The sequence below is a fragment of the Microlunatus sp. GCM10028923 genome (assembly GCF_042666975.1).
Lineage (GTDB): Bacteria > Actinomycetota > Actinomycetes > Propionibacteriales > Propionibacteriaceae > Microlunatus.
The window spans coordinates 141,561-163,739 of record NZ_JBHTFF010000017.1 but is presented as its reverse complement, the minus strand read 5'-3'; the positions used below and the strand labels follow the sequence as shown (position 1 = coordinate 163,739).

At 69.6% G+C, this 22,179-nt stretch carries 17 protein-coding genes; 9 read left to right on the top strand and 8 right to left on the bottom strand.

Going from position 1 to position 22,179, the window contains the following annotated elements; genetic code table 11:
• Positions 1–15: 15 nt before the first annotated feature.
• From ACFQU4_RS31980 to ACFQU4_RS31960, 5 genes are all read right to left on the bottom strand, one after another.
• A complete protein-coding gene (locus ACFQU4_RS31980; RefSeq protein ID WP_377499989.1) occupies positions 16–849 on the bottom strand; it encodes a PT domain-containing protein in 834 nt (277 codons plus the stop codon).
• 124 nt (positions 850–973) lie between these two features.
• Positions 974–1,750, bottom strand: coding sequence for an NUDIX domain-containing protein (locus tag ACFQU4_RS31975; protein ID WP_377499987.1), 777 nt, complete (start codon positions 1,748–1,750; stop codon positions 974–976).
• Between the two features lie 11 nt (positions 1,751–1,761).
• Positions 1,762–3,729: a 1,4-alpha-glucan branching protein GlgB gene (gene glgB / locus ACFQU4_RS31970; protein ID WP_377499985.1), complete on the bottom strand. Its 1,968-nt coding sequence runs from the start codon at positions 3,727–3,729 to the stop codon at positions 1,762–1,764.
• Positions 3,722–5,089, bottom strand: a complete 1,368-nt coding sequence (locus tag ACFQU4_RS31965; RefSeq protein ID WP_377499983.1) for a phosphotransferase — start codon at positions 5,087–5,089, stop codon at positions 3,722–3,724. The genes glgB and ACFQU4_RS31965 overlap by 8 nt, the downstream gene beginning before the upstream one ends.
• Positions 5,086–7,068, bottom strand: coding sequence for a maltotransferase domain-containing protein (locus tag ACFQU4_RS31960; RefSeq protein WP_377499981.1), 1,983 nt, complete (start codon positions 7,066–7,068; stop codon positions 5,086–5,088). Before ACFQU4_RS31960 ends, ACFQU4_RS31965 begins: the two co-directional genes overlap by 4 nt.
• Before the next feature lie 252 nt (positions 7,069–7,320).
• On the opposite strand from ACFQU4_RS31960, the gene glgP reads away from it, so the two are divergent.
• The 4 genes from glgP (at position 7,321) to ACFQU4_RS31940 (ending at position 13,177) form a co-directional block, all read left to right on the top strand.
• Complete coding sequence (glgP, locus tag ACFQU4_RS31955; protein ID WP_377499979.1) at positions 7,321–9,858, top strand: alpha-glucan family phosphorylase; 2,538 nt, start codon at positions 7,321–7,323, stop codon at positions 9,856–9,858.
• A 138-nt stretch (positions 9,859–9,996) separates the two neighbouring features.
• Complete coding sequence (locus tag ACFQU4_RS31950) at positions 9,997–11,325, top strand: ABC transporter substrate-binding protein (RefSeq protein WP_377499977.1); 1,329 nt, start codon at positions 9,997–9,999, stop codon at positions 11,323–11,325.
• The gene (locus tag ACFQU4_RS31945) at positions 11,322–12,290 is read left to right on the top strand and encodes a carbohydrate ABC transporter permease (RefSeq protein WP_377499975.1); all 969 of its coding nucleotides are present in this window, start codon (positions 11,322–11,324) and stop codon (positions 12,288–12,290) included. The genes ACFQU4_RS31950 and ACFQU4_RS31945 overlap by 4 nt, the downstream gene beginning before the upstream one ends.
• Positions 12,287–13,177: a carbohydrate ABC transporter permease gene (locus ACFQU4_RS31940; protein ID WP_377499973.1), complete on the top strand. Its 891-nt coding sequence runs from the start codon at positions 12,287–12,289 to the stop codon at positions 13,175–13,177. The genes ACFQU4_RS31945 and ACFQU4_RS31940 overlap by 4 nt, the downstream gene beginning before the upstream one ends.
• Positions 13,178–13,227: 50 nt before the next feature.
• Here the strand turns inward: ACFQU4_RS31940 and ACFQU4_RS31935 are convergent, their stop codons facing one another.
• From ACFQU4_RS31935 to glgX, 3 genes are all read right to left on the bottom strand, one after another.
• On the bottom strand, positions 13,228–14,115 hold the full coding sequence (locus tag ACFQU4_RS31935) for an endonuclease domain-containing protein (RefSeq protein WP_377499971.1): 888 nt from the start codon (positions 14,113–14,115) through the stop codon (positions 13,228–13,230).
• A gap of 79 nt (positions 14,116–14,194) precedes the next feature.
• The gene (locus ACFQU4_RS31930) at positions 14,195–15,151 is read right to left on the bottom strand and encodes an alpha/beta hydrolase (protein WP_377499969.1); all 957 of its coding nucleotides are present in this window, start codon (positions 15,149–15,151) and stop codon (positions 14,195–14,197) included.
• Positions 15,152–15,163: 12 nt separating this feature from the next.
• Entirely contained in the window at positions 15,164–17,266 is a 2,103-nt protein-coding gene (glgX, locus tag ACFQU4_RS31925; protein ID WP_377499967.1) for a glycogen debranching protein GlgX, read from the bottom strand.
• Between the two features lie 119 nt (positions 17,267–17,385).
• Here glgX and ACFQU4_RS31920 point away from each other — a divergent pair, with 119 nt between their 5' ends.
• The 5 genes from ACFQU4_RS31920 (at position 17,386) to ACFQU4_RS31900 (ending at position 22,150) form a co-directional block, all read left to right on the top strand.
• Positions 17,386–18,324 (top strand): class I SAM-dependent methyltransferase, encoded by a 939-nt coding sequence (locus ACFQU4_RS31920; RefSeq protein ID WP_377499965.1) that lies wholly within the window; start codon positions 17,386–17,388, stop codon positions 18,322–18,324.
• Positions 18,321–19,001: an acyltransferase gene (locus ACFQU4_RS31915; RefSeq protein WP_377499963.1), complete on the top strand. Its 681-nt coding sequence runs from the start codon at positions 18,321–18,323 to the stop codon at positions 18,999–19,001. The genes ACFQU4_RS31920 and ACFQU4_RS31915 overlap by 4 nt, the downstream gene beginning before the upstream one ends.
• Before the next feature lie 50 nt (positions 19,002–19,051).
• Positions 19,052–19,831, top strand: a complete 780-nt coding sequence (locus ACFQU4_RS31910; protein WP_377499961.1) for an electron transfer flavoprotein subunit beta/FixA family protein — start codon at positions 19,052–19,054, stop codon at positions 19,829–19,831.
• 13 nt (positions 19,832–19,844) lie between these two features.
• Positions 19,845–20,798 carry an electron transfer flavoprotein subunit alpha/FixB family protein gene (locus tag ACFQU4_RS31905; protein ID WP_377499959.1) on the top strand — a complete coding sequence of 318 codons (954 nt, stop codon included), beginning with the start codon at positions 19,845–19,847 and terminating at the stop codon, positions 20,796–20,798.
• A 191-nt stretch (positions 20,799–20,989) separates the two neighbouring features.
• Positions 20,990–22,150 (top strand): cysteine desulfurase family protein, encoded by a 1,161-nt coding sequence (locus tag ACFQU4_RS31900; protein WP_377500024.1) that lies wholly within the window; start codon positions 20,990–20,992, stop codon positions 22,148–22,150.
• The last annotated feature ends 29 nt before the right edge of the window (positions 22,151–22,179 follow it).

The window sequence follows — 22,179 nt, the reverse complement described above, 5'->3', positions numbered from 1 at the left end:
TCTGGGCGGAGCCGACTACGAACCCGAGGAAGAGGAGTCGTCATGGGAGCCCTGACTCGACTGCTCGGTCGGCTCCTCGGTCGGACCATCGGAGGGACCTTCGCCCTGATCACCCGACTGGGCGGATGGCTGTTCGGACGGTTCTTCGGATGGTTCCTCGGTTGGCTGATCGGTTGGGTCGTCGGACGGCTGGTCGGACTCATCGGAGGGCTGCTCGGTCGGCTCGTCGGTGGGGTCTTCGGTGGGCTGCTCACTGGGCTCATCGGTGAGTTCCTCCGATGGCTGTTCGGTTGGCTCCGGGGACGCGTCTTCCCGCGCTGGCCCGGTTGATTCGGACGGCGGCGTCGGCTTGCCGTCCTGGTCCTTCCCTCCCTTGTCGCCGCGCCCGGCGTCGCCCTCGACCAACTCGCCGACCGTCGTCCGGCCCTGGCCGCCGGCCAGTGAGGAACCGCTGACCAGCTCCATTCCGACCACCACTACGGCCGCGACTGCGAAGGCGGCCAGCGTGCCGACCACCACCGAACGGACCGGGAACCGCCCGCGCCTACCGGTCCCTGCTGCTGGGGCTTCGGCGGGTGCGACCGGCTCGTCCGGGGTCGGGGCCGGTGTCGCCTCGGCACCGCCGCGACGCCGCAGGACGGAGCGGGCCACGTGCCCGGTCCGGCGCATGGTGTGCGTGTAGAGGGCGCCCGCCACGGCGGCGGTCACGCTGATCAGGGCGGCGCCGATGATCGTCCCGGCGGTGCCCAGGGTCGAGCCCACCGCCGCCGCGGTCGCCGCGGCAAGGCCGCCGCCGATCACCTGGGCAGGCGAGATCTCGAGCTTGGGTCGTTGGTCGGGTTCTTCCACGTTCCGGCACAACGGGGCGGGACGGGGGATCGTGCCCCGGAACGGCCGAGGGTGACGGAACACACGTACCGGGATTTCTCTTGTCTGCAGGCGTTTCCGCGTGGCAGACCGCGGGTGGGCGGTGTCAGACCCGGCGGCCGTGCTCGGTGTACGCCGTCTCGCCGTCGGCGACCGTACACGCGGCGGTGAGCCGACGGTGCGCTCCCTCGATGACCAGTTCGGCGGCCTCCTCAAGGGTGCACAGGCGGACGGCGACGATCTCGCGCTGGTCCAGTTCGAAGCCGGCCAGGTCGTCCTCGGTGACGACGCCGCCGTCGAAGATCAACTCGCAGGCGTCCTCCCAGCCCAGGTACGGCGGCAGCCAGTCGACCACCAGCAGCCGGCCGATCGCCCGGTCGACGCCGAGCTCCTCCTTGACCTCGCGGACCGCGCCCTGCCGGGGCGGCTCACCCGGTTCGACGATGCCGCCGGGCAACTCCCAGTCCGGCTTGAACGTCGTCTGGCAGAGCAGCACCCGGCCGGCCGGATCCCGCATCACGACGTGCGCGATCAGCCGCTTCCGGGGCAGCGCCGAGTTCATCACGCCGGAGAAGCCGTTCGGCCCGTGCACGGTGTCCGAAGCCAGCCGCGCATAGATGATCAGGTCGCCGTGGCCGCCGTCCGGCAGCGGTGCGGCCTGGCGCAGGACACCCTCCTGCCGGAACCCCGACAGCAGCAGCGCCCGGCGGCCGACCGGGTCCGTGGCCGGCCGGCGAACTTCGACCCGGTGCCGGCCCTCGGCCAGGACCTCGTCCGCGGCCGCGGTCACGGCCTGCTGGAGTGCATCGACCGTCGGACCGGCCGGATCCACCGGCCAGTGCAGCAGCGCGGTGCCGTCCGGGCCGGCCGCGATGTCGATCATGAACCCCGCCATCAGGACGCCAGTCGGGCGGCCTCGTGGGCAGCGGCGTCGGCCTTCGCCTGGTCCGGCTGATCATCGACGACGTGCGGCTCGTAGCGGAACCAGACCGCGCCGAGCGGCGGGATCGAGATCGTGGCCGAAGCCGGGAATCCGTTCAGCCCGACCTCGGTGGCGATCACCTGGCCCAGGTTGCCGACCGTGCCGCTGCCGTCGTAGATCGTCGAGTCCGTGTTCAGGATCTCGGTCCAGATCCCGTCCGCGGGCAGGCCGATCCGGTAGTCCGGCCGCGGATCGGCGGAGAAGTTGATCACGCTGGCGATCAGCTGACCGTCGCCGTCGACCCGGAGGAAGGAGAACACGTTGGAGCCGGAGTCGTCGGCGTTGATCCAGCGGAACCCGGCCGGATCGTTGTCCAGCTTCCACAGCGCGGGATGGGCCCGGTAGAGCCGGTTCATCTCCTTGATCAACAACTGCACGCCACGATGACCCCACTGCTGGGTCAGGTCCCAGTCGATGCTGCGCTGCTCGGAGAACTCCCGCCGCTGCCCGAACTCGGTGCCCATGAACAACAGGTTCTTGCCCGGATGGGACCACATGAAGGCGTAGAACGCCCGCAACGTGCCGAACTTGCGCCACTCGTCGCCGGCCGCCCGTTCGAACATCGACCCCTTGCCGTGCACCACCTCGTCGTGACTGATCGGCAGGATGAAGTTCTCCGAGTACGCGTACGACATGGCGAAGGTCAGCTCGTGGTGATGATGCTGGCGGTGGATCGGATCGCGGCCGAAGTAGCTCAGCGAATCGTTCATCCAGCCCATGTTCCACTTGAAGCCGAAGCCCAGCCCGTCATGATCAACGGGAGCGGTGACCCCCGGCCACGAGGTCGACTCCTCGGCGACCAGGAAGACACCCGGCTTGCGCCGGTACGCGTGCGCGTTCACCTCCTGGAGCAGCGAGATCGCCTCGAGATTCTCATTGCCACCATGGACGTTCGGCACCCACTCGCCCGGTCCGCGGGAGTAGTCGAGGTAGAGCATCGAAGCCACCGCGTCGATCCGCAGCGCATCGATGTGGTACTCCTCCAGCCAGTAGTAGGCGTTGGAGATCAGGAAGCTGCGCACCTCGTTGCGCCCGAAGTTGAAGATGTACGAGCCCCAGTCGGGATGCCAACCGAGCCGCGGATCCTCGTGCTCGTAGAGCGCCGTGCCGTCGAACCGCTGCAGCGCCCACGGGTCGGTGGCGAAGTGCCCGGGCACCCAGTCCACGATCACGCCGATCCCGGCCTGGTGAAGTTGATCAACGAGATAGCGGAACTCGTCGGGGGAGCCGAACCGGGACACCGGAGCGAAGTAGCCGGTGACGTGGTAGCCCCAGGAGCCCTCGTACGGGTGCTCGGCGACCGGCAGTAACTCGACGTGGGTGTAGCCCTGCCAGGTGACGTACTCGACGAGTTCCTTGGCCAGCTGCAGGTACGTCAGCCCGCGCCGCCAGGAGCCGAGATGGACCTCGTACACGCTCATCGGCTCGGCGTGCGGCTGGTAGTCCCGCCGCCGGTCCAGCCAGGCGTCGTCGTTCCAGGCGTACCCGCTGCTGTACACGATCGAGGCGGTGTGCGGGGCGGCCTCGCAGAACCGGGCCATCGGGTCCGCCTTCAGTCGCCAGACGCCGTCGGCCCCGAGGATCTCGAATTTGTACAGCGCTCCGGTGCCGACGCCGGGCAGGAAGGTGACCCACACGCCCGTGTCGGGCACCCGGCGCAACGAGGTTTCGTCGCCGGACCAGCCGTTGAAGTCGCCGACCAGCCGGACCTGCTGGGCGTTCGGCGCCCAGACCGAGAACCGGGTCCCGGACACCGGCCCGTCGGGGCCGTCGACCGAAAGTTCGATCGCCCCGAGCCGGCGCCAGCACTCGGTGTCGTGCCCACCGTGGAAGCCGCTCAGGTCCGTCCCGGTCAGGCCAAGGGTTTCCGCGTCAGCCATGATCTTCGTCCTCGCTGTCCTTGCCGGGTTGGTGCGTGCGGGAGCTGCCGGCGATCCTGGCGATCGCCGAGAGCGGGATGCGGACCCAGTCCGGGCGGTTCCGGATCTCGTAGCCGAGCTCGTACACCGCCTTGTCCGCAACGTAGGCGTCGATGATCACCAGGTCGTCGTCGGCGAGTTGATCATGGCCGGTGTATCCGGCCAGGAACGCCTCCCGGGCCGTCGTCGCCCAGCCGTCGGCCTCCGCCTCGGGCGAGTCGGCGACCGCGTAGTCGAACGAGCGCAGCATGCCGGCGACGTCGCGCCACGGACTGTCCGGCAGCAGCCGCTCTGCCATCGCCTTGGCCGGCTCGCCCTCGAAGTCGATGATCTTCCAGCCGTCCGGGGTGTGCAGGGTCTGGCCGAGGTGGAAGTCGCCGTGCACCCGCTGGGTGTCCAGGGTCCGTCCGGTCAGCTGCTCGAACCGGGACCGCAGCGCGTCGGCATGATCATCCAGCGGCGCGGCGAACTCCCGGGTACGGTCCAGCCGGTCGATCATGCCGGCCGCGATCTCGTCGCCGGACCGGGTCGCGGCGGGGAAGGCCGAGCCGAGGGCACGGTGCACCTCGGCCAGTGCAACCCCCAGCAGCCGGGCCTGGTCGGCGAAGTCGGTGCCGGTCTCGGCCGCGGCGACGGCGAGCCGCCAACCGTCCTCGGCCTCCGCGAACAACTCGGTCAGCATCGCCAGATCGGCCCGCAGCCGGGTCCCGTGGGACGGCCACTCCGCGGTGAACTGTCCGTACAGCCGCGCAGTGCCGGCCGTCTCGGCCCGATTGAGGGCGCGGTGCACGGTGATGTCCAGGTTGTCGCCGAACTCCAGCCGCCGGAAGAGCTTGAGCAGCGCCTCGTCGCCGTACCGGACCGAGGTGTTGCTCTGTTCCGCGGTCAACCGGCTCGGTGCCAGCTCGGCGGACAGGTCCGTCGCCGGTTCGGTCCGGAACTCGACCCGGCCATGATCATCTTCCAGCGTGGTCCCGGCCAGCAGGGTGTTCATGATCACCGTGCCGGCGGCCGGGTCGCCGGTGGCGTCGGTGCCGGCCAGTCGTCCGTGATCTTGGTCCTCGATCACCCGTACGGCAGCGTCGGCGGACTCCGCGGGCCGGTAGGCGAGTGGAACCTGGTAGTACTCGGCCGGCGCGTCCGGATAGCCGACCTCGACGATCTCGATCCGGACCGCGGGCCAGTCGCCCGGGCCTCGCAGCCAGGGCAGGGGGGTGACCGACCGCAGGGTCGCCGAACGGCCCTTGCCGGCGAACCAGCGGGACGCGGTCAGGAAGCCGAGCAGCCGATCGGCGTCCGGATCGGCAGCGGGATCGCTCATGATCGCCGGGAGACGGTCAGGATGTGTGCCGGGTCGTCGTGGGTGAGCCGGACGAACGCGCGCTGACCCCAGCGCCAGGTCTGCCCGGTCAGCTCGTCGTGCACCTGGTAGACCTCTCCCGGGGTCAGACCGAGTGCCTCCATGTCGATCCGGATCTCGGACTCGACGACGTTGTGCGGATCCAGGCTGCAGATGACGATGATCACGTCGTCGCCGGACCGCTTCGAATACGCGATCACGTCCGAATGGGAGGCGTGGTGGAAATCGATGTCGCGCAGTTGCTGCAGCGCCGGATGTTCCCGCCGGATCTGGTTCAGCCGGCCCAGCAGCAATCCGAGATGTTCGCCGCTCGCCTCGGCGGCCTTCCAGTCCCGCGGACGATATTCGTACTTCTCGGAATCGAGGTATTCCTCGCTACCCGGACGTACCGCCGCGTTCTCGAAGAGTTCATAACCGGAATAGACGCCCCAGGACGGCGACATCGTCGCGGCCAGGACGGCGCGGATCGTGAAGGCCGGCCGGCCGCCGTGCTGCAGATAGCCGGGCAGGATGTCCGGGGTGTTGACGAAGAAGTTCGGCCGGAAGAACGGCGCGGACTCCCGGCTCAGCTCGGTCAGATATTCCTCGAGCTCCCATTTCTGGTTGCGCCAGGTGAAGTACGTGTAGGACTGCTGGAAGCCGACCTTGCCGAGCAGGTGCATCATTGGCGGCTTGGTGAATGCCTCGGCCAGGAAGATCACGTCCGGGTCCGTCCGGCGGACCTCGGCGAGCAGCCAGGCCCAGAAGCTGACCGGCTTCGTGTGCGGGTTGTCGACCCGGAAGATCCTTACTCCGTGGGACATCCAGAGCCGGACGATGCGCAGGCACTCGCTCGCGACGCCGGCCGGATCGCGGTCGAAATTGACCGGATAGATGTCCTGGTACTTCTTCGGCGGGTTCTCCGCATAGGCGATCGTGCCGTCCGGGCGGACCGTGAACCATTCCGGGTGGGATTCCACCCAAGGGTGATCGGGTGAGCAGGTGACGGCGAAATCGAGCGCGACCTCGAGGCCGAGTGACTTGGCCTTCGCGACGAATCGGTCGAAGGACGCGAAATCCCCGAGATCGGGATGAATGGTGTCGTGGCCGCCCTCGACGCCGCCGATCGCGTACACCGATCCCGGATCATTCGGGCCGGCGTTCAGTGTGTTGTTCGGGCCCTTGCGGAAGGTCTTGCCGATCGGGTGGATCGGCGGCATGTAGACGACGTCGAATCCCATCGCGGCGGCCGCTTCGAGCCGCTCGTGGGACGAGTCGAAGGTGCCCGACGTCCAGGTCTTGGTCTTCTCGTCGTAGGTCGCGCCCTGAGACCGCGGGAAGAATTCGTACCAGGCCGAGAAGAGGGCCCGTTTGCGGTCGCAGAAGATCGGGTAGTCAGGCGAGACGGTGATCAATTCGCGCGGACCGTACTGCGCGATCGCGGCCCGGGCGTCCGGGGCGAGCACGATGGTGAGCCGGTCCTCGGCCTGCTGGCCGGCCGACAGCGACACCGCGCCGTGCCGCAGCACCAGCGCCGCGGTCTCGTCGCCGGCCGCCTCGGCCCGCTGCGCCGCCTCCGCGTACAACTGCTTGCCCTCGGCGCAGACGAGACCGATGTCGATCCCGGCCGGGATCTTGATCTCCGCGGTGTGCACCCAGGTCGCCCACGGATCGCTCCAGCCCTCGATCCGGAACGACCACCACCCTTCGGCGTCCAGTGCGACGGTCGCCTCCCGCCAGCAGAAGCCGGCCGGCGTGCTCTCCGCCATCGGGTAACGATGTTCCGTGCCGTCCGGCGCGATCAGCACGGCGGTGGCGCTGACGGCGTCGTGACCCTCCCGGAAAACGGTCGCCCGGATGGGGAATGCCTCGCCCACCACGGCCTTCGCCGGATAGGCGCCGCCCTCGATCACCGGCGACACGTTGGTGATCGGGATCCGTCCGATCGGATTGCCCAGCACCGGAACGGGCGTGGCCGGGCTGGCCGGCTCGTCGACCCTGGCCGAAGATCGCCGTCGCCGAGGTTCCTTCTTGGCAACATCCTTCTTCGCCGGATCTTTCCGGGTCGATTCTTTCCTGATCGGGGAGCGAGGGGCGCGTGTCACACAGCCAACCTAGTGGTCCGGGAGGGGTCCGTTCCACCGCAGTCTCAGTGCGCCCGTCGATAGATCCGGAGTTACCTCGCGTTCACATGATCGGGGTTACCGTTGTCCGTGCGCGCGATCCAACGATTCACCGTCCGGCCGGTCCTTCCCGAGCCGCTGGCACCGCTCGGCGATCTTGCTCTGAACCTCCGCTGGAGTTGGCATGCCGACACCAGCGGGCTGTTCCAGAAGATCGATCCGGAGCTCTGGCGACGGACCGGTGGCGACCCGGTCCGGCTGCTCGCCGAGGTGGCTCCCGAGCGGATGGCCGCCCTGGCCGCGGACCCGTCGTTCCTCGGTGATCTTGATCGGGTCCGGGTCGACCTGGCGGACTACCTGACCGGTGAGCGCTGGTACCAGCGGTATGCCGCCGGTACGCCCGACGCACCTGCCGCGATCGGCTACTTCTCGCCGGAGTTCGGGATCACCGAGGTGTTGCCGCAGTATTCCGGTGGCCTGGGCATTCTCGCCGGTGATCATCTCAAGACCGCGAGCGATCTCGGCGTGCCGATCATCGGGGTCGGCCTGCTCTACCGGCAGGGCTACTTCCGCCAGTCCCTGGACGCGTCCGGCTGGCAGCAGGAGCAGTATCCGCTGCTGGACCCGAACGCGCTGCCGCTGAGCCTGCTCCGCGACGGGGACGGTCCGGTCCGGATCGAGGTGCCGCTGGCCGGGCGCCGGCTGCTCGCCCAGGTCTGGCTGGCCCATGTCGGCCGGGTGCCGTTGCTGCTGCTCGACTCGGACCTGGAGGACAACGACGGCCCGGAACGCATGATCACCGATCGGCTGTACGGTGGCGGCTCCGATCACCGGCTGGCCCAGGAGGTGCTGCTCGGCATCGGCGGCGTGCGGGCGATCCGCGCCTACTGCGCGGCCACCGGCCACCCGTCGCCGGAGGTGTTCCACACCAACGAGGGTCATGCCGGATTCCTCGGCCTGGAACGGATCCGGGAGTATCTGGCCGAGGGCTCCGGCTTCGACGCGGCCGTGGAACGGACCCGGGCCGGAACCGTCTTCACCACCCACACGCCCGTGCCGGCCGGGATAGACCGGTTCCCGCGGGACCTGATCCGGGCCCAGTTCGCGGGCTTCGGTGATCTTGAACTGGACCGGGTGCTGGCGCTCGGGGCGGAGGACTACGAGGGCGGCGACCCGGGCACCTTCAACATGGCCGTGATGGGTCTCCGGCTGGCCCAGCGGGCCAACGGCGTGTCCCGGCTGCACGGCGAGGTGTCCCGCCGGATGTTCCGCGGGCTCTGGCGCGAATTCGACGAGGCCGAGGTGCCGATCGGCTCGATCACCAACGGGGTGCACCACCGGACCTGGATGCACCCGGAGCTGGTCGCCCTGCTCGACGGCGCCCGGGGCACCGGCGACGACCCGGATGCGGAACCGTGGGACGCGCTGTCCGGGCTGGACGACGGCGCGCTGTGGGCCTTGAAGCGACGCTTCCGTGGCGAGTTGATCACCGTCTGCCGGGAGCGACTGGCGGCCAGCGCCGCGCAGCGCGGCCGGCCGGCCGAGTGGACCGGTTCCGTGCTGGACGACGACGTGATCACGATCGGCTTCGCACGTCGGGTGCCGTCGTACAAGCGACTGACCCTGATGTTGCGGGACCCGGAGCGGCTGGCCAAGCTGCTCACCCACCCGACCCGGCCGATCCAGCTGGTGATCGCCGGCAAGTCCCATCCCGCCGACGAGGGCGGCAAACGGCTGATCCAGCAGCTGGTCCAGTTCGCCGACGAGGAGCGGGTGCGGCGCCGGATCGTCTTCCTGCCCGACTACGACATCGCGCTGGCCAAGCCGTTGTATCCCGGCTGTGATGTGTGGCTGAACAACCCGCTGCGCCCGTACGAGGCGTGCGGCACCTCGGGCATGAAGGCCGCGCTGAACGGCGCCGCCAACCTGTCCATCCGGGACGGCTGGTGGGACGAGTGGTACGACCCGCACTTCGGCTGGGAGATCCCGTCCGCCGAGGGCGCGGCCGACCAAGATCATCGAGACGCCGTCGAGGCGGCGGCGCTCTACGACGTGATCGAGAACGAGATCGTGCCGCGGTTCTACGACGCCGATGCCGACGGCGTGCCGCGCCGCTGGGCCCGGCTGATGCGCGACGCGGTGGCCGGTCTCGGCCCGAAGGTGACGGCGACCCGGATGGTCCGTGGGTACGTCAGCGAGTTGTACGCGCCGGCCGCGGCGTCGTCGAAGGCGCTGGACGCGGCGGCCGCCGAGGAACTGGCCGCGTGGGCCGGCCGGGTCCGGGCCGGCTGGCCGGCGGTGCTTGTCGATCATGTGGCGACCCGGACCGGTGACTCCGTTCAGGTCGGCGACCGGATCGAGGTGACCGCGCTGATCCGGCTCGGTGATCTTGAACCGGACGACGTCGAGGTGCAGCTGGTGGCCGGCCGGCTGGACGGCGACGACGAACTCCGGGACCTGCGTCCGGTGCCGCTGCAGGCCGAGCCGGGACCGTCCGCCGGGCTGCTGCGCTACAGCGGCACGGTCGCCGTCGAGCGGGCCGGCGCGATCGGCTACACGGTACGGATCCTGCCCCGGAACCGGTATCTGGCCAACAGCGCGGAACTTAACCTGGTCCGCTATCCGTGACCGTACTGGCGATGATCATGATCATTCGGACATAACCCCGGAACGCCAGGAAATCAAGGCTTCCCCGGCTGCCTCTGCTGGCGTATCGTCCAGCTAGCGGAACCGGGCTTCGCGGCCCGGCCTCGGCGAGGAGGCACCATGCCGGGAGTTATCGGTGATCATCCCATCCTGACGCGGCGGCGCGCGCTGGCCCTCGGGGCCGCCGGTGTCGCCGGCGCAGTCAGCGGACCGGCGTTGGCCGGATGTGCGGCGCAGACCGGGGGACCGACGCCGGCCGGATCGAAGTCGCTCACCTGGTCCAGCTGGGCCAACCCCGGTGAGGCCGAGCGGTTCCGTCAGTTCAGCACCGATTACCAGCAGCGGACGGGGATCGATCCGCTGTTCCAGATCGTCGTCGGCGACTACACCCAGAAGCTGCTGACCCGGATCGTCGGCGACACCGCGCCGGACGCCTTCTACGTCAACGAGATCATCATGGGCCAGTTGGTCAAGGCCAAGCTGGTGACGGACTTCGAACCGTACGCGGCGCAGGGCGATGCCGAGATCGACCTGGATCAGTTCTTTCCCGGGTTGATGAACTGGTGCCGCGGTCCCGACGGCAGCGGCCTGTACGGCATCCCGGTCGACTGCAATCCGAAGGTGTTCTGGTTCAACCAGAACCTGCTCACCGAGGCGGGCGTCACCGAGAATCCGGCCCAGCTGCAGGAGGCCGGCCGGTGGGACCAGAACGCCCTGACCGAGCTGCTGACCAAGATCAAGAGCACCGGCAAGCGGGGCATGGTGTTCGAGGCGAACTGGTTCGACCTGCTCGGCTGGATCTCCACCTTCGGCGGCGCGACCCTCGATGATCAAGGTCGGGCGATCTTCCACGAGGACCCGAAGGCGCTGGCCGTCCTGGAATGGCTGTGGGATCAGCTGGCGGACGGGAACGTCAGCTACGGCGGCACCCTGCCGCGCGGCCAGGGCGTCGACGCCCTGTTCTACGGCGGTCAGCTGGCGACGATCCAGTACGGGCGGTGGATCCTGCCCAACCTGCGCAAGATCGACAGCTTCACGTACGACATCGCCCCGCTGCCGTCGGAGTCCGGCCGGGACATCTCCACCACGGCGGTCTACTGCGCGGCGATGTGCGTGAACGTCAAGACCAACAACCCCGTCGAGGCGAACCAGTTCGCGGCCCGTTTCTGCAACCCCGAGGGGCAGCGGTTCCGGCTGGCCGGCGGCGGCAACGCGGTGCCGGCGATCGAAGGCCTGGACGACCTGGTGACCGAGGGCGGGGTGCCGGAGCACGGGCACTGGTTCACCGAGATCGCCGCCCGCGGCTTCACCACGCCGCAGATCCTGGTCAACTACCCCGAGCGATCGGTGAACCTGAGCACCAACCTCGACTCGTTGATGCGCGCCAAGACCGACTTCCGGACCTTCGCCCAGAAGGCTGCCGGCTACATGAACGGGGAGGCGGTATGACCGAGGCCACGAAACAGGCCGAGTCCGTCGACGCCGCCACCACGGCCGCAGAACCGCGGAAGGAACCTCCGCCACGGGACGCCCTGCGGGCGAGCCGACGGCGGGAATCCGTGTGGGCGTTGGGATTCCTCGGGCCGCAGCTGATCGGGTTGCTGGTCTTCATGATCGGCCCGCTGATCTTCGCGCTCTACCTGTCCTTCACCAACTGGACCGGCTTCGGCGAGCGGACCTGGGCCGGGTTCGGCAACTACGCCTACATCTTCACCGATCCGCAGATCGCCATCTCGGCCCGGAACACGGTCTGGCTGACCGTGCTGCAGGTGCCCGGACTGCTGCTGTCCGGCTTCATCGCGGCATTCTTCCTGCAGAAGGCCGGCCGGATGACCGGCGTCTACCGGGTGCTCTTCTTCGCGCCCCAGGTCACCTCCTGGGTCGCCATCGCGGCGATCTGGCTGTGGCTGTTCAACCCGGAGATCTCGCCGATCAACAACTCGCTGGCCGCGGTCGGGATCACCGGCCCGGACTGGTTGCAGGACCCGAACACGGTGATCTTGTCGTTCGCCCTGGTCGGCGTCTGGCAGGGCATCGGTTACCAGGTGGTGATGTTCATGGCCGGCCTGGCGAACGTACCGCGGGCGTTGATCGAGGCGGCCGACATCGACGGCGCGAACGGCTGGCAGAAGCTGCGCAACGTCACGCTGCCGATCCTGTCGCCGACGATCCTGTTCCTCTCGATCACGTCGATCATCGCCTCGTTCCAGATCTTCGACATCGTCTACGTCATGCTCGACACGACCGCGCCCTCGGGCTCCCGGACGATCGTGTACGAGATCGTCCAGATCGGATTCCGGCAGTTCGCGTACGGCAAGGCCTCCGCGATCGCGGTGTGTCTGTTCCTGTCCCTGTTGATCCTGACCGGCCTGCAGCTGCTGGCCCAGCGCAGATGGGTGTACTACGCAGAATGACTGCCACCGACCTGAGCATCAGAGCCGTCTCGGCGATCGACGAGGGCACCGGCGCGAACCGGCGCCCGTTCCGGCCGAGCATGATCGTCCTGCACGTCCTGTTGATCTTCTTCGGCCTGCTGATGGCGATGCCGTTCATCTGGATGCTGCTGTCCTCGTTCAAGCCGCTCGAGGAGATCTTCAAGGTGCCGCCGGCCCTGTTCCCGGAGAACTGGACGTCGGAGAACTACGTCGCCGCCGTCGAGGGGGCCAACTTCCTGCAGGGCTTCGGCAACAGCGTGCTGGTCTCGATCACCGTGACCGTCGTGTCGCTGCTGACCTGCTGCATGGCCGCGTACGCCTTCGCCCGGCTGCGGTTCCCCGGCCGCGAGTTCCTGTTCCTGGTCTTCCTGGCCACGATGATGGTGCCGCAGCAGCTGACGATCATCCCGCTCTACGTGATCATGGGCCAGTTGCGGCTGGTGGACACCCTGTGGGCGCTGATCCTGCCAGCCGCCCTGTTCAACGCGTTCGGTGTGTTCCTGATGCGGCAGTACGTCCGCGGCATCCCGCTGGAGCTGGAGGAGGCGGCCGCGATCGACGGCGCCGGCCGGATCCGCATCTTCGCCACCATCGTGCTGCCGCTGCTGCGGACCCCGATGGTCGCCCTGGGCATCTTCATCTTCCTCGGCCAGTGGAACTCGTTCTTCTACCCGTTGATCTTCCTGAACACGGAGAGCAACTACACGCTGCCGCTGCTGGTGAACCAGTTCAAGGGCGCCTACAGCTCCGACTGGGGCGCCCTGATGGCCGCCGTCACCATCGCCGCCGCGCCCCTGCTGGTCGCGTTCGTGCTGGCCCAGCGCCAGATCGTCGAGGGCATCGCGCTGTCGGGGTCGAAGACGTAGCTGTCGCGAATGTCCCTCGCTGTGGCCCATAGCGGCCGGATTCGGCCCGGTTACCCCACAGCGGGGGACTTCCGCGACAACGCCCGCCGGACCGTCCCCAGCACCCACGCCGGCTCGTAGACCAGGTGGTCCCAGGTGAAGTGCAGCACCGTCCAACCGGCGGCGGTCAGCTCGGTCCACTTGCGGCGATCCCGGTGGAACTGGTCGCGGTTCTCGGCCCGATGAAACGCGTAGCCGTCGACCTCGATGATCACTCGGCGGTGCCGGAACACGACATCGACCGGGTAGGACTGACCGGCGCAACGGATCGTCACATTTCCCGCCCAGCCGCGAAGGCCGGCGTCGTGCAGGATGTCGTGCAGTAGCCGCTCTGCCACGGACCACGGCTCGCGGCGGGAGCCGTGCAGAACCGCCCGCCGGAGCTGGTTCCCGACCCTGCCGCTGGTGAGCCGGAGCGCCTCCCGGAGCTCGCCGAGCGTCGCCGCCTTTCTGCGCAATGCCTCGTCGAGTCCTCGTGCGCCGGCCCAGGGGACAAGATCGAGGGCGGTGAGGGCCGGAACCGTGACCAGGGTGCCGCCGAGATCGCGAACGAGTTCGGCGGGCAGCCGTTCCCGGGAGACCCGATAGCCGGGCCGGGCCCGGAGCCGGTGGCGCCAGGCGAGGGTGACGATCGGCACCTGAACCTCGGGCCAAAAGGTCAGGCGGGCGGCTGCGGGTCCGGTGATCACGCAGCCCGGGACCCATTGGGCCGCGGCACGGATCCGGACGTCGACGTCGGTAGCGTCCTCCGCCGCGCAATAGATTCCGGGGAGCAAGGCCTTGATCGCCGCGCTCTTCGCGAGCCGCTGGATGGCACGGGCCGAGCCAGGATGATCACGAATCCTGATCACCCCTCCGCCGTCGCGGAGCGCCTGCTGAATCTCCCTGGCTGCCTTCACCGCAGCAGCGTCGGACGAGTCGGCGGCGCAGGCCCGGTTGTCCACAGGCCAAGGTGTTGTCCGTTCGGCCGACGTGTCGTCAGGCGTCGAGTTCGCTGAGGATCTCGTTGATCGCGGGGAGGGCGTCCGGGGCGATCCGGGGCATGGACAGGAACCCGTGCACCGCGTCGGGGTAGATGATCACTCGGTTCGGCACGCCGGCGGCGGTGAGCACGTCGCCGTACCGGGGCGCGTCGTCGCGGAGCGGGTCCTGGCCGGCGGCGATCAGCAGGGTGCGGGGCAGTCCGGCGTGATCGGTGGCGTGGATCGGGCTGATCGAGGGATCGGCACCGTGGAGGCTGTCCGGGCGGCCCTGCGGCAGATACTGCCGGCCGTACCAGTCGAGCACCCGGCGTCCGGCCAGCGGTGCGTCGTGGAACTCGGCGACCGACGCCGACGACAGGGTCAGATCGAGCGCGGGGTAGAGCAGGATCTGCCGCCACAGCGGCACGGCGAGCGGCTCGTGCCGGGCCCGCAGCGAGATCAGCGCCGCCAGGGTGCCGCCGGCGCTGTTGCCGATCACGCCGACCCTGGCCGGATCGGCGTCGAAGCGGCGGATCAGGGCGATCGCGTGCTGCGCCATCAGCCACGCGTCGTCGACGGCGGCCGGAGCCGGATGCTCGGGCGCCAGCCGATAGGTGGCCGACACGACGGTCAGGTTGCCCCGGTCAGCCAGCTGGCCGCAGAGCCAGTCGGTCTGGGCCAGGTTGCCCAGCACGAAGCCGCCGCCGGGGAAGTTGATCAACAACGGCCGGCCCGGTTCGACGTCGCGCGGCCGGTAGACCCGCATCCGCGGGTTCGGGTTCTCCGAGCTGAAGACGGCCAGGTCGGTCACCTCGATCCGGCGCGGGACCGGCCCGTAGACGACCCGGGCCAGCGGCCGGACCGGCTCGGCCCGGAGCAGCCGGAGCACGGTCGGCGACGGCGGGTCCTGGTGCGGAATCAGCCGTGCAGCAAGGCCGATCAGCCGATTGCGCCGCTCCGGAGTCATGATCATCTCGCTGCCGGTTCAGCCCACCCGGAGCAGGACGACGATGCGGCCGGGCAGGGTGAGCCGGCGGCCGGCGTCGAGCTGTTCGTCCGGAAGTTCGCCGAGCTCGCCGGTGTGCGCCTGCACGGTGTAGCTCTTCGCCCAGGGGCCGCCCGGCAGCTCCACCTCGACCGGGTCGGGGCCGGCGTGGAACCAGACCAGGTACGCCTCGTCATGATCACGATCGGGCGTGTCGTCGGCCAGGTAGAGCCCCAGCGTGCGGCGGCCGCCGTCGCTCCAGTCGGCCTCGGCCAGCTCATCCGGACCGCCGCCGAACCAGGCCAGGTTCTTCCGGCCGCTCGGCGTACCGCGCGCGTCCAGGATCGGTTCGGAGTGCCGGAACCGGGTGGCCCGGAACAGCGGCGAGTCGGCCCGCAGGGCGAGCAGTTGCGTGGTCAGCGAACTCAGGTCGGCCCAGTCCTCCGCGGTGTCCCAGTGCACCCAGGAGAGCGGGGAGTCCTGGCAGTAGGCGTTGTTGTTGCCCTGCTGGGTCCGGCCCAGCTCGTCGCCGGCGGTGATCATCGGCGTGCCGGCCGCGAGCAGCAGGGTGGCCATCAGGTTCCTGGCCTGCCGGTGCCGCAGCGCCTTGACCCCCGGATCGTCCGTCTCGCCCTCGTGGCCACAGTTCCAGGACCGGTTGTCGTCGGCTCCGTCGGCGTTGTGCTCGCCGTTGGCCTCGTTGTGCTTGCCGTCGTAGCTGACCAGGTCACGCAGCGTGAACCCGTCGTGCGCCGTGATGAAGTTGATCGACGCCGACGCGTCCCGGCCGGAGGCCTCGAACAGGTCCGCCGAGCCGGTCAGCCGGGTCGCCAGCTCACGTACCCCATGGGTGTGGCCGCGCCAGAAATCCCTGACCGTGTTGCGGAACGCGTCGTTCCACTCGCTCCAGCCGGCGCCGAACGCGCCCACCTGGTAGCCGTACGGACCGACGTCCCACGGCTCCGCGATGATCTTGGCACCGGCCAGCACCGGATCCTCGGCGATCGCCGCCAGCAGCGGATGATCATGGTCGACGTGGTGCCGGTGGTCCCTGATCAAGGTCGTCGCGAGATCGAACCGGAACCCGTCGACGCCGAGCTCGGTGACCCAGTAGCGCAGCGAGTCCAGCACCAGCCGGAGCACGCCCGGGTTCGAGGTGTCCAGCGAGTTGCCGCAGCCGGTCACGTCGTAGTCGTCGACCTGATCATCGGTGAGCCGGTAGTAGCCGCGGTGATCGATGCCGCGGAACGCCAGCGTCGGGCCGGTGTGGCCGCCCTCGCCGGTGTGGTTGTAGACGACGTCCAGGATCACCTCGATGCCGGCCCGGTGCAGCGCCGTCACCATCTCCTTGAACTCGGTCACCTGCTCGCCCTGCGTCCCGACCGAGCAGTACGCGGCGTGCGGCGCGAAGAAGCCGAGGGTGTTGTAGCCCCAGTAGTTGGTCAGGCCGCGGCCGACCAGGAACGGCTCCGAGATGAAGTGCTGGACCGGCAGCAGCTCGACCGAGGTCACCCCGAGCGAGCGCAGGTGGTCGGTGACGGCCGGATAGCCGAGCCCGGCGAACGTGCCGCGCAGGTGCTCCGGCACCAGCGGATGCAGCCGGGTGTAGCCGCCGACGTGCACCTCGTACACGCTGGTGCGGTCCTGCGGCACCGGAGCGGCGATCGGCTCGGGCGGGGGAGTGTCGGCGACCACCACGCTGAGTGGTACGGCGAGCAGGGAGTCGGTCCGGTCCGGCACCTCCGGCGAGCCCGGCGCGTGGTCCAGGATCGGGCCGTTGTAGTCGACGCCGCCGGTGATGGCGCGGGCGTACGGGTCCAGCAGCAGCCGGGCCGGGTTGAACCGGGCCCCCTGCTTCGGATCCCACTCGCCGTGCACCCGGTAGCCGTACCGCTGGCCGGCCCCGATGCCGGCAACGTGTCCGGTCCACACGCCGTCGTCGCCCCTGGTCAGGTCGCGATTGGCCTGCGTCCGGTCCTCTGCGACCAGGACCAGTTCGACCCGGCTGGCGCGTGGCGCCCAGAGGGCGAAGCTGACCCCGCCGTCGCGTACGCGAGCGCCGAGCACCGTCGTCGCACTGGGCGCGATGCTGGCCGTCGTCATCTCTCGTACCCCCAAGGTGTCACCTCTCCTGCCGGTCGTCCCGAAGTGTTCGGTCGACTTTGGCCGGACAGTCCATTCTGCAGGTTACCCGTCAGTAACCAGGCCGGTAGTCTTCTGGCATGTCGCAGTCGCCCTCACCGGATCAGGTGGAAGCCGCTTGGTCGGACAACAAGCTCGCCCAGGTGCTGTATCACGACTGGGAGGCGGACAGCTATGACGACAAATGGTCGATCTCGTTCGACGAGCGCTGCATCGACTACGCCCGGGACCGGTTCTCCGCCGTCGCGGGCACCGAGAGCTGGCCGTACGCCAGGTCGCTGGAGATCGGCGCCGGCACCGGCTTCTTCACGCTCAACCTGATGCAGGCCGGCGTCATCGTGGACGGCGAGGTGAGCGACATCTCAGCCGGCATGGTGGCCGCGGCCCAGCGCAACGCGGAACGGCTCGGGTTCGCGCTCGGCGGCCGGGTCGGCGACGCCGAGTCGCTGCCGTACGACGACGACAGCTTCGATCTGGTCATCGGGCACGCGGTGATCCATCACCTGCCCGACGTGCGGCAGGCGTTCGCCGAGATCCGGCGGGTGCTGAAGCCCGGCGGCCGGGTGGTGATCTGCGGCGAGCCGACCCGGCTCGGCGACGCGATCGCCCGCCGGCTGTCCCGGGCCACCTGGGCCGCGACCACGGCGCTGACCAGCCGCGGGCCGTTCCGGTCCTGGTCCAGGCCGAAGCAGGAGCTGGACGAGTCGTCCCGGGCGGCCGCGCTGGAGGCGGTGGTCGACCTGCACACGTTCGATCCGGACGAACTGGCCGACACGGTCCGGTCGGCCGGGCTGATCGACGTGTCCACGGTCACCGAGGAACTCACCGCGGCCTGGGCTGGCTGGCCGATCCGTACCTTCGAGGCGGCGATCCGGCCGGAGCGGCTCGGCTGGGGCTGGCGGATGTTCGCGTACCGGACCTGGCTCGGGCTGAGCGCCGTCGACCGGCTGCTGTCCCGGGTGGTGCCGGCCGGGCTCTACTACAACGTGTCGGTCACCGGGCTGAAGCCCCGCGGATGATCAAGACCCTGGCCTGGCTGTTCAATCGCGGCTTTCTGACCCCGGGGCACCTGCGCAGTGCGCTGCGCTATCTCTGGGTACGGCTGCGGCACCCGGAGGTCGAGTTCGAGGGGTACGCGTTCATCGGGCCCGGGGTCCGGTTCGAGGTGCGGCGCGGTTACGGCCGGTTGATCATCGGCGCCTGGACCCATCTCGGCGAGCGGGTGAAACTGCGCGCCCACGAGGGTGTGCTGCGGATCGGGCCCAAATGCGTGATCGGGTACGACAGCACGGTGAACTGCTATCTCGACATCGAGATCGGCGCGGCCACGATCATCGGCGACCGCGTCTACGTGTGCGATTTCGATCACCGGACCGACGATCCGGCGGTGCCGATCAAGGACCAGGGCCTGATCAAGTCGCCGGTCCGGATCGGTCCGGACTGCTGGCTCGGCACCGGTGTGACCGTGGTCCGCGGAGCTGATCTTGGTGAGGGCTCGGTGGCCGCCGCCCATGCCGTGGTCCGTGGCACCATCCCGCCGCAGTCGATCTGCGCCGGGGTGCCGGCCCGAGTGGTGGCCGACCGGGTCCAGCGCTTCGCCGACGCCGAGCAGGAACGGGCCTACGTGAAGGCGCTCGGTGATCAGGCCGAGGCGGCCGTCCGCCGGATCCTGGAGGGCGGGGTCGATGTCGCGTAAGTTACTCGTCAGTAATATGCTGAGCTGAAGGCGAACCCGAGGGAGCTGCGATGAAGATCGTGACGCTGGTCAAGTACGTGCCGGATGCCACCGGCGACCGAACGTTCACCGAGGACGGGACGGTCGACCGGAGCGTCGACGGCCTGTTGTCGGAACTCGACGAATACGCCGTCGAGCAGGCGCTGCAACTGGCCGACGACGGCGACGACGTCGAGGTGGTGGCGCTGACCGTCGGCCCGGACGACGCCGCGGACGCGATCAAGCGGGCGCTCCAGATGGGGGCGTCGTCCGGCGTTCACGTCTGCGACGACGCCGTACACGGCACCGACGTGATCGGGACCAGCGCGATCCTCGCCGCGGCGATCACGCGGCTGGAGCCGGACCTGGTGATCACCGGGATGTCGTCGACCGACGGCACCATGGGCGTGATGGCCGCGCTGCTCTCGGAGCGGCTCGGCTGGCCGGCCCTCAGCTTCGGCGCGACCGTCGCCGTCGAGGGCAGCACGGTCTCGATCCGGCGCGACGGCGACGTGGCCAGCCAGACCGTCGAGGCCGACCTGCCGGCGATCGTCAGCGTCACCGACCAGTCGGGCGAGGCCCGCTATCCCTCGATGAAGGGGATCCTGGCGGCGAAGAAGAAGCCGGTGGAGGAGTGGACCGTCGCCGACCTCGGCCTCGATCCGGCCCAGCTGGGCTTCGACGGCGCCTGGACCGCCGTCGACGCGACCCAGCCACGGCCGCCGAAGCAGGCCGGCCAGGTCGTCACCGACGCCGACGGCAGCGGTGCCGCCGCCTTCGTCGAGTTCCTGTCCGCCGGCAAGTACGTCTGAGAGGGAGACCCTGATGTCGACAGTCGTTGTCCTGGTCGAGCACACCGACGGCCAGGTGGCCAAGCCGGCCCTGGAACTGCTCACCCTGGCCCGCCGGATCGGCGAGCCGGTCGCCGTGGTCCTCGGCGCCGGTGCCGAGACCGCCGCGGCCAAGCTCGGCGAGTACGGTGCCACCAAGATCATCTCCGTGGACGACCCGGCCCTGGACGAGTTCCTGATCGCGCCGAAGGCGGACGCGCTGGCCCAGGTCGCCGGGCCCCTGCAGCCGGCTGCGATCCTGATCAGCTCCACCCTGGACGGCAAGGAGCTCGCCGCCCGGGTGGCCTTCAAGCTCGAGTCCGGATTGATCACCGATGCGGTCGACCTCGAGGTCGTCGACGGCGAGGTGATCACCACCCAGTCCGTCTTCGCCGGCAACTGGAGCGTCCGGTCCAAGATCACCCGCGGCGCTCCCGTGATCACCGTGAAGGCCAACGCGGTCGCGCCGGAGCCGGCGCCGGTCGAGGCCGCCGTCGAGGCCGGTTCGGTCACCATCGGCGACGCGGCCCGGAAGGCCCGGATCGTCAAGGTGGAACCGAAGCAGGCCAGCGGGCGCCCCGAGCTGACCGAGGCGGCGATCGTCGTCGCCGGCGGCCGCGGCACCGGCGGCAACTTCGGTCCGGTCGAGGAGTTGGCCGACGTGCTCGGCGCGGCCGTCGGTGCGTCCCGGGCCGCCGTCGACTCCGGCTGGTATCCGCATGCGTACCAGGTCGGGCAGACAGGCAAGACCGTGTCGCCGCAGCTCTACGTCGCGGCCGGCATCTCCGGCGCCATCCAGCACCGGGCCGGGATGCAGACCTCGAAGTCGATCGTGGTGATCAACAAGGATCCGGAGGCACCGATCTTCGCCCTTGCCGATCTTGGCGTCGTCGGCGACCTGCACGCTGTGCTGCCGGCGGTCACCGCCGAGGTGAAGTCGCGGAAATGATCTTGTGCGCGACCTCGGCGGCGACGTCGCCGGGGTCGTGTCCGGACGTATCGACGCGCGGCGGTCCAACTTCCCCACACTTCTTGGCGCTTTACGCGAGTTACTTCTCGCGGGAAGCGCCAGTTTTTCACGTAACGTGAAAAACTTGGGGCCAGAGTGACGACGAGCAGCAGCACTAGTCTTGGCCCGTGATGAACCGGGTTTATCTCGATCATGCGGCGACCACGGCCCTGGTGCCGGCCGCGATCGAGGCGATCACGCGGGAGCTGGCCCGGCTGGGCAATCCGTCGTCGCTGCACGGTTCCGGGCGGGATGCGCGGCGGGTGGTCGAGGAGAGCCGGGAGGCGGTGGCCGCGGCGTTCGGGGCGCATCCGACCGAGGTGATCTTCACCGCCGGTGGGACCGAGGCGGACAATCTGGCGATCAAGGGCGGCTACTGGGCGGCCCGGGCGGCCGACTCGAGTCGGAACCGGGTCGCGATCAGCGCGATCGAGCACCACGCCGTGCTGGAGTCGGCCGACTGGCTGGCCCGAGAGCAGGGTGCCGTCGTCGACACCCTGCCGGTGGACGGCGAGGGCCGGGTCGATCCCGGCTCGATCGCGACGCCGGGCACTGCGCTGGTGTCGGTGATCTGGGCGAACAACGAGATCGGCACCGTGCAAGGGATTCCGGGGATAGCCGAGGCTGCCCACCGGCTCGGCGCGCTGGCCCATGCGGATGCCGTGCAGGCGGCCGGTCAGCTGCCCGTCGACTTCGCCGCCAGCGGGCTCGACCTGCTCACCGTCACCGGCCACAAGCTGGGCGGACCGGTCGGAGTCGGCGCGCTCCTGGTCCGCCGCGAGGTCACTCTGACGCCGCTGTTGCACGGTGGCGGTCAGGAGCGTGACGTACGTTCCGGGACGCTCGACGTACCCTCCGCCGCGGGCTTCGCCGCAGCCGTCCAGGCCGCGGTCGCCGACCGGGCCGATTACGCGGTACGGCTGCGCGCGCTGCGGGACCGGCTGGCCGCCGCGCTCGCGACCCTGCCCGGCGTCCGGGTGAACGGGCCGACCGCCCCCGACCAGGTGCTGCCCGGCATCGTCAACGCCTCCTTCGACGGCTGCGACGCCGACGCGATCGTGCTGCTGCTCGACCAGGCCGGCATCGACGCGTCCGCCGGAGCCGCCTGCTCCGCCGGGGTCACCGAACCCAGCCACGTGCTGCTGGCGATTGGCCGGAGCCCGGCGGAGGCGCGGTCGGCGGTCCGGTTCTCGTTCGGCCACGGCAGCACGGCGGCCGACGTGGACGCCCTGCTGGCGGTCCTCCCGGAGGTGGTCGAGCGGGCCCGGGCCGCCGGAAGTCTCGCCGGCTAGAGCCACCCCGTTAGACTTGCTCGGTCCAG

Coding starts and splice junctions, on each gene's coding strand:
- ACFQU4_RS31930 (WP_377499969.1), bottom strand. CDS start 15,151: ATGATCATGACTCCGGAGCGGCGCAATCGGCTGATCGGCCTTGCTGCA.
- ACFQU4_RS31965 (WP_377499983.1), bottom strand. CDS start 5,089: ATGAGCGATCCCGCTGCCGATCCGGACGCCGATCGGCTGCTCGGCTTC.
- ACFQU4_RS31900 (WP_377500024.1), top strand. CDS start 20,990: ATGAACCGGGTTTATCTCGATCATGCGGCGACCACGGCCCTGGTGCCG.
- ACFQU4_RS31950 (WP_377499977.1), top strand. CDS start 9,997: ATGCCGGGAGTTATCGGTGATCATCCCATCCTGACGCGGCGGCGCGCG.
- ACFQU4_RS31905 (WP_377499959.1), top strand. CDS start 19,845: ATGTCGACAGTCGTTGTCCTGGTCGAGCACACCGACGGCCAGGTGGCC.
- glgX (WP_377499967.1), bottom strand. CDS start 17,266: ATGACGACGGCCAGCATCGCGCCCAGTGCGACGACGGTGCTCGGCGCT.
- ACFQU4_RS31910 (WP_377499961.1), top strand. CDS start 19,052: ATGAAGATCGTGACGCTGGTCAAGTACGTGCCGGATGCCACCGGCGAC.
- glgB (WP_377499985.1), bottom strand. CDS start 3,729: ATGGCTGACGCGGAAACCCTTGGCCTGACCGGGACGGACCTGAGCGGC.
- ACFQU4_RS31915 (WP_377499963.1), top strand. CDS start 18,321: ATGATCAAGACCCTGGCCTGGCTGTTCAATCGCGGCTTTCTGACCCCG.
- ACFQU4_RS31945 (WP_377499975.1), top strand. CDS start 11,322: ATGACCGAGGCCACGAAACAGGCCGAGTCCGTCGACGCCGCCACCACG.
- ACFQU4_RS31975 (WP_377499987.1), bottom strand. CDS start 1,750: ATGATCGACATCGCGGCCGGCCCGGACGGCACCGCGCTGCTGCACTGG.
- ACFQU4_RS31920 (WP_377499965.1), top strand. CDS start 17,386: ATGTCGCAGTCGCCCTCACCGGATCAGGTGGAAGCCGCTTGGTCGGAC.
- ACFQU4_RS31940 (WP_377499973.1), top strand. CDS start 12,287: ATGACTGCCACCGACCTGAGCATCAGAGCCGTCTCGGCGATCGACGAG.